This is a genomic window from Mesorhizobium sp. M4A.F.Ca.ET.020.02.1.1, from assembly GCF_004022645.1.
Taxonomy (GTDB): Bacteria; Pseudomonadota; Alphaproteobacteria; order Rhizobiales; family Rhizobiaceae; genus Mesorhizobium.
Genome location: NZ_RZOI01000108.1, coordinates 1 through 11914, shown reverse-complemented (window position 1 = coordinate 11914; position 11914 = coordinate 1). Strand labels below are relative to the sequence as shown.

The following is an 11914-nucleotide window of genomic DNA, read 5'->3' as shown; positions in this document are numbered from 1 at the left end:
ACTTCACGCCAAGCCGCTGTTCAAGCGCGGTCAGATGGTTGGAGACTGTCGGTTGGCTCAGCGAGAGTTCCATCTGCGCCGCGGACATGCCGCCATTGCGGACCACGCTTTCAAAGACACGAAAGAGATGGAGATCGGAGCCCGATATCTTCATGGGGGCAGATTGCACCAAATGCACCGAATGGCAATTGAGGCTGCGACCGTGATTTGACCTCTGGGAACCAGGCCCCGTGCCTTTGAAGCAGCCGAGATCGCCCACACCTTCCCTCCCTACTTCGTCATGATCGGGTCTTGACGCTCCAGCCAAATCCGGATTTGATGATACGTGGATACAAAAATACTTTTGGGTGCAAAGTGCCAGCAGCCTTCTCCGTCGAGCCACGCTTGCCCGCCACCGCAGAGGAGGAGGCATATAGGCATCTTCAGCAAGCGCTTCGCCTCGGTCGTTACAAACCGGGTGACCGCCTCATTCCCGAAGACATCGCGGCTGAAATAGGCATGAGCCGCATGCCGGTTCGGGAAGCCTTTCGGCGCCTGGCATCCGACGGGCTGGTGGTTCTTCGCCCAAATCGGGGATGCGTGGTCGCTGGGCTGACTGTCGACGAGCTTTATGAGATTTTCGAAATTCGCTCGGTTCTGGAGGGGTTGGCCGTCAGGCTGGCCATGCCCCGGATCGACGAAGAGGAGTTCGAGGAATTCGACCGCCTGCTCGAACGCATGGAACGCGCGGGCCAGAGCGGCGGTAGCGACTGGGTTGTCCGCCACCAGGAATTCCATGGCCGCATCTGTGCGTTGAGCCAGAGGCCCAAGCTGGTCCACCAGATATCGGCGCTGCATGTGGTCATCGAGCCTTACATGCGCATCTGGTTCGACGATTGTGACAAGCCGCTTTCCGCGCGCGAGGAGCATGCCGCCGTGATCGCTGCCTTGCGCTCGGGCGACGCACAGCACGCGGAACAGGTGATGCAGGAACATGTTCTCGGCACGGCGCCGCTGCTGGCCGAGCTCGTGAGTCCCGGCCGGTGACGAAAGCCGACCGGGCATGAATGGCCTCGAACCGGCAATGCGGCCGGGCGTGGGAATCGTTCAATCAGCCTACCAAAAAAAGGGGAACCAAATGAAATTCAATCGTTTGGCCGCAGTTGCGGCCGCACTCAGCATGTTCGGCTTCATGCACACCGCCTTGGCCGAGGACGCGCCCAAGGCCATCACCATCGCCACGGAGGGCGCCTACGCTCCATGGAACTTCACCAACGCCGACGGCAAGCTCGACGGACTGGAGATCGATCTCGCCAACAATCTTTGCGAGCGGATGAAGGTCAAATGCACCATCATCGCCCAGGATTGGGACGGTCTTATTCCTGCGCTGAAGGTCGGCAAGTTCGATGTGATCATGGCCGGCATGTTCATCACGCCGAAACGCCTCGAGACCATCGACTTCACCCAGCCTTATGCGATCGACCCCGGTGGTTTCGCAGCCGCCAAGGACAGCGACCTGGGCAAGCTCGGCGCTTCGACCGAGAAATTCAAAATGGACGATGAGGCTGCTACCAAGGCCGCGATCGATAAGTTGAAGCCCTTGCTGAAAGGCAAGGTGGTCGGCGTCCAGGCGGCAACGGCGATGCTCGAATTCGTCAAGAAATACTTCGGGGACACGGTGGAGATCCGCGAGTACAAGACGACCGAGCAGCACGATCTCGATCTGGCCGCGGGCCGCATCGACGCGATATTCGCTCAGAAGACGGCGCTCGCCGCGACGCTTGCAAAACCCGAATTCGCGAACTTCACGGTAGCGGGGCCCGGCTTTGTCGGCGGTCTGTTCGGCGCCGGAACCGGTGCGGGCCTGAGGAAGGAAGACACCAAGCTCAAGCAGATGCTCAACGACGCGATCAGCGCCGCGATCGCCGACGGCACCATCAAGAGCATCTCGGAAAAATGGGTGAAAACGGACGTGACGCCGGTCAAGTAACTATTTGGGGATCTGTACGGCCGGTCGGTGTCGCCCGATCGGCCGGACGCCCCTGATCAATCAGGTTTCACATGACCGACGCACTCCATATCCTGTCCCTGGGCAAGGGCGGCTGGGGCGGCGCGCTGCTCCTGGCAGCAGGCGTCACGTTTGCCCTGTCCGTCCTCGGCTTCCTGCTCGGCGCCCTCTTCGGCGCAATGGCTGCGGGTGGCCGGCTTTCCACGAGAGCTTTACCGTCATGGATTGCCAAGGGCTATGGCACGGTGTTCAGGGGCGTGCCCGATCTGTTGACGATCTACCTGCTTTACTATGGCGGCAGCATCGCCTTGACCGAGATCGGAAAATTCTTCGGCAGCGCCGGCTTCGTCGGGCTCCCGACATTTGCAACCGGCGTCCTGGCAATCGGCATTATCTCGGGCGCCTATCAAGCCGAGGTCTATCGCGGAGCGTATCTCGCCGTCGATCCCGGCCAGTTCGAGGCTTGCAAGGCTTTGGGCCTGTCCCGGTTCCAATCGCTATGGCTCGTCATCATACCACAATTGATGCGGCACGCCCTGCCGGGCCTCGGCAATGTCTGGCAACTCGTGCTCAAGGATTCGGCCTTGATCTCCGTGATCGGTCTCGTGGAATTGATGCGACAATCTCAGATCGGCGCAGGATCGTTGAGGGAGCCCTTCGTCTTTTACCTGGCCGCCGCGGCGCTGTATTTCCTCATCGCTGCCGTGACCGGTTCGGTCTTCCGCTACGGCGAGGCGCGGGCGTGGCGAGGCATGGTCCACGCATGATCGACCTGCATTTCTTTGTCGATATCATTCCAACCCTTCTCTCCGGCTTGCCGCTGACCTTGCAGCTTGCGGGGTTGTCGATAGCAATAGGCTTTGTCTTGGCCCTGTTGCTAGCACTGGCGCAGCAGGGAAACCATCGGATGCTGGTCTGGCCGATACGCGCCTTCGTCGCCGTCTTTCGCGGCACGCCATTGCTCGTCCAGATCTTCCTCATCTACTACGGCCTCGGCCAGTTCCGTCCCAGCCTTCAGGCCGTTGGGCTCTGGTGGCTGTTTCGCGAGCCCTATTGGTGCGCCATCATCGCACTCAGTCTCAATACCGCCGCCTATGGCAGCGAGATCCTGCGGGGCGCAATACAAGGCGTGCCGCGCGGCCTTGTCGAGGCCGCTTCCGCCTTCGGGATGACACGGATCCAGACACTGCGCCTCGTCATTCTGCCTTTGGCGCTGCGCCAAGCCATTCCAAGCTACAGCAACGAGATCATCCTCATGGTAAAGGGCACGTCGCTCGCATCGATCGTCACCCTGATGGAAGTGACCGGCATCGCTCAAGGCCTGATTTCTCAGACCTATCGCGCGGTTGAAGTTTTCGTGGCTGCCAGCGCGATTTACCTCACCATCAATTTCACGATCATCTCGGCACTGAATGCCCTGGAGACCTGGCTGACGCCCTATCGGGTCCGCGCATGAAACATGACCGGAGCATAGTCAGGATAATTGGCGACATGGGCTGCGCCGACAAGCCGAAACGATCCGCTGCCGCGCTGCGTTACGCGATAGTGGCCACGTCGCATCCATCAGACCAAGGGATACAAAAACAGAATGCGTGATTTCCAGTTTCCCGGCCGCTCGCCGGTTCGTGCCACCGAAGCGGTCGCCGCGACGTCGCATCCGCTGTCGACGCTAGCGGCGATCGAGATGCTGCGCGCCGGCGGCAATGCCATGGACGCGGCGGTCTGCGCCGCTGCCGTGCAGGCCGTGGTCGAGCCGCAATCGACAGGCATCGGCGGCGATTGTTTCGTGCTCTACTGCCCGGCGGGACAAGCTGACGTGCTGGCCTTCAACGGCTCCGGCCGCGCACCGGCGGCCGCGACCGTCGACTGGTACCTGGACAAGGGTTTCAGCGAGCTTCCCAAACAGGGGCCGCACGCAGTGACGGTGCCGGGCGCCATCGATGCCTGGTGCCGGTTGCTCGAGGACTATGGCAGCAAGGACCTCGCCGAGGTGCTGGCGCCGGCCATTCATTATGCCGAGAACGGCTATGTCGTGCACGACCGCGTCGCCTTCGACTGGGCGGACCCGGAGATCGACCTTGCCGCGGACGAACATGCCGCGCGCATCTTCCTGCCCGGCGGCAAGGCGCCGAGGGCCGGCGACGTCCACCGCCAGCCGGAACTCGCCGCTACCCTGCGCATCATCGCCAAGCAGGGCCGCGCCGGCTTCTACGAGGGTGCTGTCGCCGACGATATGGTGCGCCGGCTCAAGGAATTGGGCGGGCTGCATAGCCAAGAGGATTTCGCGGCGACCAAAGGCGACTATGTGGCACCGGTCAGCACCTCCTACGGCGGCTACGACATCCACCAGATGCCGCCGAACAACCAGGGGCTGACCGCGCTTCTAATGCTGAATGTGCTGTCCGGCTTCAAGCTTGGCGGGCTCGAACCCAATGGCGCCGAGCGGCTGCATCTGGAAATCGAGGCGGGGCGGCTGGCCTACCAGGACCGCGACCGTTTTGTGGGCGACCAGGACCAGGTCCCGGTGCCGGTCAAACAGCTCTTGTCCGCCGCCTATGCCGACAGGCTGCGCGCCGAGATCGACCCCGAGCGGGCGATGACGCATCTGCCGAAGCTGGACCTGCCGGGCAGCGACACGGTCTACATCACCGTGGTCGATCGCGACCGCAACGCGGTCTCCTTCATCAACTCGACCTATTATTCGTTTGGCAGCGGCGTGGTCAGCCCGAAGACCGGCGTGGTGCTGCAGAACCGTGGCTCGAGCTTCCGGCTCGAGCCCTGGCATCCCAATGCGATCGCGCCCGGCAAGCGGCCGATGCACACGATCATGCCTGGAATGGCGACCCGGAATGGCCGCGTGGTGATGCCGTTCGGCGTCATGGGCGGCGGCTACCAGCCTTTCGGCCATGTGCATTTTTTGACCAACATGATCGACTTCGGCATGGATCCACAGCAGGCGATGGATGCGCCGCGTGTGTTTTACAACGATGACGTTGTGGAGGCTGAGCGCAACGTTCCCGACGAGGCGGTCAAGGGCTTGCGCAAGCGCGGCCATCGCATCGTCGAACCGCATCACCCGCTTGGCGGCGGCCAGGCAGTGCTGATCGACTGGGGAAAGGGCACGCTGACCGGCGCCTCCGACCCGCGCAAGGACGGGATGGCGTTGGGATATTGAGAGCTGGCGGCATCACATCTGTGTGTCGCGGCTGGATTTTGACGGATTGGAACGATAGTCGGTGACCATGACCAGCAACGCAAATTCGCAAGGGCTTTCACGCCCGCTCGCCTCCGGAGCCGATGACGCGCCGGCGATCCTGGCGCCTGACCGGCCCACCCTCACCCATGGCGGATTGCGCCAGCTGATAGGCGCCACGGCGGCGGCGCTGCATGCGCGCGGCATCGGCCGGGGCGACCGGGTGGCGATCGTGCTGCCGAACGGGCCGGAGATGGCGACGAGCTTCGTTGCGGTGGCGGCAAGCGCCTCGACGGCGCCGCTCAATCCGGCCTACCGGGCGGACGAACTCGATTTCTACCTGACCGACATCGGTGCCAAGGCGATCCTCGTCTCCGCCGACGAGAGTGGCCCGGCGGTAACGGTGGCCGAGCGTCTGGGCATCGCCGTGCTGCGGCTGGTCGTGCCGGCCGGCGCCCCTGCCGGCAGGTTCGTCATTGAGGGCCCGTCAGTGGGGCCGCAGGCGGCGCCCGACATGGCGCGCGACGACGACATCGCGCTGTTGCTGCACACGTCGGGCACCACCTCGCGCCCCAAGCTGGTGCCGCTCAGCCATGCCAATGTCGCGGCCTCCGCCCGCCATATCGGCGCGACGCTCGGCCTGAGCGCCGACGACCGCTGCCTCAACATCATGCCGCTGTTTCACATCCACGGGCTGATCGCGGCAGTGCTGTCGTCGCTCGCCGCCGGCGCCAGCATCTACTGCACGCCGGGCTTCAACGCGCTGCGCTTCTTCCAGTGGCTGAGCGACGCCAGGCCGAGCTGGTACACGGCCGTGCCGACCATGCACCAGGCGATCCTGCCGCGCGCGGCGCGCAATCCGGACGTGCTGGCGGCGGCCTCGCTGCGCTTCATCCGCTCGTCCTCGGCATCGCTGCCGGCGCAGGTGATGGCCGAACTCGAGGCGACCTTCGGCTGCCCGGTCATCGAAGCCTATGGCATGACCGAGGCAGCGCACCAGATGGCCTCGAACCGGCTGCCGCCAGGCCTGCGCAAGCCGGGCAGCGTCGGCGCCGCCGGCGGACCCGAAGTGGCCGTCATGGCGCTGGACGGCCGGCTGATGCAGGCCGGCGAGACCGGCGAAATCGTCATTCGCGGCCCCAATGTCACATCGGGCTACGAAAAGAACCCCGATGCCAACGCGACGGCCTTCGCGCATGGCTGGTTCCACACCGGCGACCAGGGCGTGCTCGACGAGGATGGCTATCTCAGGGTCACCGGAAGGCTGAAGGAGATCATCAACCGTGGCGGCGAGAAGATTTCGCCGCTAGAGGTCGACGACGTGCTGATGGACCACCCGGCGGTGGTGCAGGTGGTGACCTTCGCCATGCCGCATGACAAGCTCGGCGAAGAGGTGGCGGCGGCCGTGGTGCTGCGGGAAGGCATGAGCGCCTCAGAGAGCGATATCCGCGCCCACGCCGCGACGCGGCTAGCCGACTTCAAGGTGCCGCGCAAGATCCTGATCCTGGACGAGATCCCCAAGGGGGCGACCGGCAAACTGCAGCGCATCGGGCTCGCCGCCAAGCTCGGGCTGTGACGATGAAGATCACCATTTTCGGCGCCGGCGCCATCGGCGGCTATCTCGCCGCCAAGCTGGCCATTGCCGGCCGCACCGATCTGTCGATCGTCGCGCGCGGCGCTCATCTGGACGCGATCCGCGCGGGCGGGCTGCGCCTGATCGAGGACGGCGCGGAGACGGTGGCGCCGGTCAAAGCCGCGGCGAAGGCCGAAGACCTCGGCATGGTCTTTTGAAGCTTCGAGACAGGGCTCAGCCCCTTAGACAATATCGCGGCGTTTCCGAATGGAGGGAAACACAGTAGCGCTCTCGCCGCCCACCCTCGGAACAATGCGATCGGCTCAAGCGATTCTGAGATGGTAAGGAAAATCGCCTGGGTAGTTTATTGTCAGAAAGAGGGGGTCCGAGTCCGGTTGTGGACAGCCTCGGAAATACACAGCAAGATCAATAACTTAAATTGATCTTTTGGTGGGCCCGGAGGATGTGCCGGGACCGTTGATTTCATTGGCTTTCTCGTGGGCCAAAATCAGAAATCTTCCCGTATCGCTCCGTATGGTTCCGCGCCTAAGCAAAGGACGCTGCACAAGATGGGGCTTCATGCAGGTCTGAGCCCCCGACCACTGTGGCGAGCGAGCAATCTTGGGTGAGATGAGCAATGCTGGCCGCAAGCTCCATAGGTCCACCTAGGTGTTCAAGCACCTGGCGGGCAAGCGACTCCGACTCCTCCTTGGAAAGAGGCGGTACGTCGATGACGCTCAGACGGTCTCCAGAAAAGGAATAGCTGCTTGCCTGGGCCCGGATATGCTCAACTCCATATCGTCGGAAGACAATGAGCAATTTTACACGACCCACGTTGGCCGCGGCGTAATTGAACAATGGCTGGAGACTTGTCGCTGTCATGAGCATCATCGACGACGAGGAGCAGGTCACCGGAACCAAGCTCTTCTAGAGACACCTTGGTGATCTCCATTGTCGGTGAGACAAGCCTGATCCTAGTCGCAGACTGATCGGCGGCGATTTGGTCCAGAATGGCTTGGAGCTCGAGATTTGCCGCCGCCGCCAGACCCCGTTACCAGCGTCACGCCAACGTCCGGATTCTTGTGTGCTTCCAAGGCTTCAGCAAGGGGAGCTTCTCTGCCGACCAGCTGCCAAGTATGGGTGAACAAGGTTTCCTTGCGTGCGAGAGCCGCAAAGAATTCCTGAGCCGTTTCCCACGGACTTGTGGGAGAGACGCCGAGAAGGCTATTGTCGATGTAGTTATCAGCATCCCAAAGGCTTCGGGTCGTTCCTAATATTCGGTTCAATCCGCTCAATGACGGGCTCGAACGCGGCATTAGCGACTTCGATGAGCACAGATCGATCAGCCCCGGCGACTGGCAGGGACGCAATGATGGCATTGGGATCCATGAGAGGATGATCCTTTTGGAGTGGCGTTTGGGACATCAGCCTGCGGTCGCCATGCCGACGGTGGTTCTTAGTGTGGTGGCCAATCGAGCCCAGGCGCTACCCTATGCTTACATGCGCACAGGCAGGATACGTGAGAATTTCGCAGATGCGGTCCAAAGCAGATGGGGCAGCACCTGCGGGCAGTCCGTCATCCAGGTCCTGCAAGGTGGGAGCTGAGTTGCTTACCTCAGCAGTGCCGCTCGCCCGCGCTATGGCCGGCAGTTCTAAGCTTTAGAGGAATAATGCGGGGCCGTTTTCGGATGAAAACGCCGATTGCCAAACGCCGCACCGGCTGGAATTTTTCGCGCTCAGCCTCTCCGTAAGCCGTAAAAGCGCGGAAAATTACGTGTCGCTGAATTTTCCGCGCTTTTGGATTCACGAGCGGGAATTTTCCGCGCTTTTAAACTGATCGGAGCTATTTAAATCGCTTGAGAATCCATCCGTTGCTACAATATCAAAGAGCGCACGGGGCAGACCGACACCAACTGGAGGCAAAGCAATGGAAGAGATTCAGAAGCGCCGCGTCGGCCGCCCAATTGGCAGCGGCGTCAAGAACAACGATCAGGCCCTTGCCAAGGTCGCAAGTATCTTGCTGGATAATCCTTCCATGAAGGCGACTTCAGCCATGAGGCGGGTCCTCAATGATATGTCCAGCTCGCGGAGGGAGACAGACGTTACCTTGATCCGTCGATGGCAGGGGCGCTGGAAGCTGAACAGACAGAAATTCATGAACGAAGCGGCGGCAACGAGAGCTGCAAGGACGGCGAGAGCGCCCTCGCGCACGACGTCATCGATCTCCGACTCGGCTAGCGAGTACCTTATGCGGAAAGCCAAAGAGACGGCGAGTATGTACAATTTTTCGGAAGCATCTGCTCTCCAAAAGGCCGCGGCTGGATACCTCGATACGCCCCTCAGGAAAGAGGTACATGGTGTTTTAGACTCACTGGCGCTGAGGACGGCGCTGGGTCTTCACGAATCGTCCATTCAGCGAGAATTGCGGCGCATGACGGATTCCACTGTCATGGAACGATGCTGAAAGCCTTGGAGGAGCAGGATCGCTTCCTTGCCGAGCTGAAAAAATGGGGTTGAGGCTACAAAAACTGCCCAATAACGGCAATTGACGCCAAGGCAGCGCGCGACCGGTTCGCGAAGGACAGATTTCGGCCCCAGCCGGGACTGAAACGACGCATTTTGTAGGTATAATTTTCTAAGATGGCGCTTTTGCAATTGACGCCTGCAAGGGTGCCTCATGCTTGCGCCGTAAAACGCAACACGAGCGCAGACGGTTCAGTCTGTCGTTTGAACCTGGAATCTGGTGAAGGCAACCGAACCAATGGACAAGATCACAATCGACTTCTGGGGCTTTGCAATAACGGCCGAAGGGTTTTACGGCGTCTTGGCCGCGTCGGGGCTGGTGATGGCCATTGTCATTGTGTTGAAGGTCGGGAGGCGTCGGGGTACCTAAGGCTGCTTCTCGGCAAGACGGAGGGCATCGATGTGCGAAGCCAGTATGACATTGTTAAAGATTGGGCACTCCTATCCGACGACGAGGCGATGGAAGCCGAGATCGAAGGCACGGCAAGGACGCTACCACGTCGGTCGCCTAGTGTCCCTTGGAAGTGTCTGGCAATCGTGAAGATGCCGAATATCGATTCTGGTTCGATCTGTTTTTGAGACTTTCCAGAAAGGACGACGTCGGGTGGGCTTAGCCCGTAGGAGACTAACCTAACCAATCTGTCCCAGTTCGCATGGGACGCCACTCCCGCAAACGATAGCGGCTGCTCTTCGTGCTTCACACGCTAAGCTGTAAAGTCAAAGCCGACGCCGTACCTCCGTTCTATGACCCACTCGGGGACCAGCATCCCGCCATCGGCCAACGCGTTGCCTTTGCGATTGGCAAAAGGATTGGCGGAAAGGGCCATGAACGAGGATGACGACACCCTCTTCTTGGTCTTCGATGAAACCGAACAACCCGAAAACGCCGCCAGGTGAGAATGATGGCGAAGCGCCAGAATAGCATTGGTCTCCTTAGCCTCGAACCTTCCGCCAAGGCGGACTACCCCAAAGACTTGACGTCGCAGTCCTCCGACGGCGGAAGCCTGCGCCCGTATCGTTGGTGAAGACGAAACGATTGTTTCGAAACTTCAGGAACGAGGGCCACGTTGGCGGAACCGGCCTGACAGTTCTCACGTGGATAAGCACGTCGTCATGCTCCCGAGCGTCGGGGGCATCTACGACTGCGTAGTGAGTATGAGTTTCGGTTCTGCCGTCGGCTACCGCCATAACCACGTCAAACCGACTCGGGGGTCGCAGATGCGCAACTGAGATCGCTATAGCTTGCACATCATCCCCAGAGCTACGCTCGCCAAAGTACAGATTTGCCGCGCAGTTCAGTACCTGCTGGTGGTTGCACGCAAGAATGTCCGCCGTATTTGACACATCGATCCAGCCACCGACGTGCTCGGCTTGATAGACGTCGCCATCCAGGAGAACAGCCAACAGCGTTGGCGAAAGCGGCAGGAAGAGAAGCGCACCTGCGCTGGAGATTCCAAAAGATCTGTGCTGCGCATGCCTGTGCTGTTGATGCCAGCGGTTGGCGAGAGCAGCAGGGTCATCTGATGTGAGAAACGGCACCGAGGTAAGGTTGCGAACAACCCGCACCTTTAGATCGTCTACGACGCTCATCGTTTTGGCGTAGTGATGCATCGCCGAGATCACCGCACTTTTGACGGCCTCCTTGAAAGACGGTTGTTCGAAGTCCGCACCTTTGACTGACGTGGCAGCGAAAGCAAACTCCGCGGATCGACGCGCGGCGGCTTCTGTGCGGACATGCTGCAGGTAGGCGAAACGCCTGAGGATTGTGGCATGAAGATCCTTGATGACCGCACGTGGCTTGAGCAACGACGAAACGCAGTCGCCATAGTGTCCCTCGACGGTCTGGATTGCGGTTTCGAGCCTTGGGTCCTGCCCGTAGAAGTAATCCCTGGAACACTGATTCTTCACCGGGGCATCGAAGAATGATTGGTTGCGATCAAGGTTAAACAGGTGAATGGCTTTGCCTTCGGCACACACGCTGAAGGGCGATAGATGTACCCGGGGAACAAAGTGCTGGTTCTTGTTCTCCGCCATGCAATTGAGCGATCCGCCATTCCGGCACTGCCGTGGGGGCGCTCAAACACCCGCGCCAAGCCGTTGCTATCACACAGAGCTTCCAGCGGGAATGTACGTCTCAGGCCCGCCCTTCCTGGCACTCAATCGAAGAGACGTGACGAACGCCGTCGCAGGGTGGCGTTCGTTTCACGAAGCGTCAGACTTGGATGCGGCCGACGCGCTGTCCCGGGAGGACGGCTCCAAAGGAGACGGCGTGCAGGGCTGGCTTGTCCCCAACACGGGAGCGGAGCGAAGGAGCGGGCAGGAACGGGACAAGACGGCCGCGCCGGCTAGACCCGAGTAACCTTCCGATACCATGCCAAGGCGTCCGAAGGCCGGCGAAAAAGAATAGCGGTCGATCCTCGCTCAGGGCGAACCAGTAGTTCCGCTGAACATGAAGTCGGCGCGCGAGAAAGTGCCATCCGTGCGGTTTTATCGAACACGGGGATATGCTGCGCGATCTCCCGTTCCTTGACCAACCAGGCGAGGTTCGCTGCCGATCCGTAGGCGCTGTCGGCGGCCAGATGCGTCGGCTTCTGGGCCGCAAGCGGACTATTTGTTTTCGGGTTGGCCGGTCTAGAAA

At 60.9% G+C, this 11914-nt stretch carries 10 protein-coding genes and 2 pseudogenes; 9 read left to right on the top strand and 3 right to left on the bottom strand.

Going from position 1 to position 11914, the window contains the following annotated elements; all coding sequences use genetic code 11:
* Positions 1-259, bottom strand: a 259-nt coding sequence (locus EN742_RS39260) for a LysR family transcriptional regulator (protein ID WP_245492285.1), incomplete at its 3' end; no start/stop codon positions are given.
* A gap of 125 nt (positions 260-384) precedes the next feature.
* On the opposite strand from EN742_RS39260, the gene EN742_RS10150 reads away from it, so the two are divergent.
* From EN742_RS10150 to EN742_RS39990, 9 genes and pseudogenes are all read left to right on the top strand, one after another.
* Positions 385-1026, top strand: a complete 642-nt coding sequence (locus EN742_RS10150; protein WP_245478062.1) for a GntR family transcriptional regulator — start codon at positions 385-387, stop codon at positions 1024-1026.
* Positions 1027-1117: 91 nt separating this feature from the next.
* A complete protein-coding gene (locus EN742_RS10145) occupies positions 1118-1969 on the top strand; it encodes a transporter substrate-binding domain-containing protein (RefSeq protein ID WP_127308660.1) in 852 nt (283 codons plus the stop codon).
* Positions 1970-2040: 71 nt separating this feature from the next.
* The gene (locus EN742_RS10140) at positions 2041-2754 is read left to right on the top strand and encodes an ABC transporter permease (protein ID WP_128332751.1); all 714 of its coding nucleotides are present in this window, start codon (positions 2041-2043) and stop codon (positions 2752-2754) included.
* Positions 2751-3443: an ABC transporter permease gene (locus EN742_RS10135; RefSeq protein WP_128332750.1), complete on the top strand. Its 693-nt coding sequence runs from the start codon at positions 2751-2753 to the stop codon at positions 3441-3443. The genes EN742_RS10140 and EN742_RS10135 overlap by 4 nt, the downstream gene beginning before the upstream one ends.
* Before the next feature lie 132 nt (positions 3444-3575).
* Entirely contained in the window at positions 3576-5162 is a 1587-nt protein-coding gene (ggt, locus tag EN742_RS10130; RefSeq protein ID WP_128332749.1) for a gamma-glutamyltransferase, read from the top strand.
* Positions 5163-5229: 67 nt separating this feature from the next.
* On the top strand, positions 5230-6756 hold the full coding sequence (locus tag EN742_RS10125) for an acyl--CoA ligase (protein WP_128332748.1): 1527 nt from the start codon (positions 5230-5232) through the stop codon (positions 6754-6756).
* A gap of 2 nt (positions 6757-6758) precedes the next feature.
* Positions 6759-7046, top strand: a pseudogene (locus EN742_RS10120) (2-dehydropantoate 2-reductase N-terminal domain-containing protein); the annotation flags it as partial.
* Between the two features lie 1634 nt (positions 7047-8680).
* The gene (locus EN742_RS10115; RefSeq protein ID WP_126043593.1) at positions 8681-9217 is read left to right on the top strand and encodes a hypothetical protein; all 537 of its coding nucleotides are present in this window, start codon (positions 8681-8683) and stop codon (positions 9215-9217) included.
* Between the two features lie 297 nt (positions 9218-9514).
* Positions 9515-9646, top strand: coding sequence for a hypothetical protein (locus EN742_RS39990; protein WP_268929511.1), 132 nt, complete (start codon positions 9515-9517; stop codon positions 9644-9646).
* 563 nt (positions 9647-10209) lie between these two features.
* On the opposite strand, the gene EN742_RS10110 is transcribed toward EN742_RS39990, so the two are convergent.
* Complete coding sequence (locus EN742_RS10110) at positions 10210-11310, bottom strand: DUF4238 domain-containing protein (RefSeq protein ID WP_091595756.1); 1101 nt, start codon at positions 11308-11310, stop codon at positions 10210-10212.
* A gap of 411 nt (positions 11311-11721) precedes the next feature.
* Positions 11722-11914 (bottom strand): annotated as a pseudogene (locus EN742_RS10100) (hypothetical protein); the annotation flags it as partial.

Coding starts and splice junctions, on each gene's coding strand:
- EN742_RS10145 (WP_127308660.1), top strand. CDS start 1,118: ATGAAATTCAATCGTTTGGCCGCAGTTGCGGCCGCACTCAGCATGTTC.
- EN742_RS39990 (WP_268929511.1), top strand. CDS start 9,515: ATGGACAAGATCACAATCGACTTCTGGGGCTTTGCAATAACGGCCGAA.
- EN742_RS10110 (WP_091595756.1), bottom strand. CDS start 11,310: ATGGCGGAGAACAAGAACCAGCACTTTGTTCCCCGGGTACATCTATCG.
- EN742_RS10115 (WP_126043593.1), top strand. CDS start 8,681: ATGGAAGAGATTCAGAAGCGCCGCGTCGGCCGCCCAATTGGCAGCGGC.
- EN742_RS10125 (WP_128332748.1), top strand. CDS start 5,230: ATGACCAGCAACGCAAATTCGCAAGGGCTTTCACGCCCGCTCGCCTCC.
- EN742_RS10140 (WP_128332751.1), top strand. CDS start 2,041: ATGACCGACGCACTCCATATCCTGTCCCTGGGCAAGGGCGGCTGGGGC.
- ggt (WP_128332749.1), top strand. CDS start 3,576: ATGCGTGATTTCCAGTTTCCCGGCCGCTCGCCGGTTCGTGCCACCGAA.
- EN742_RS10135 (WP_128332750.1), top strand. CDS start 2,751: ATGATCGACCTGCATTTCTTTGTCGATATCATTCCAACCCTTCTCTCC.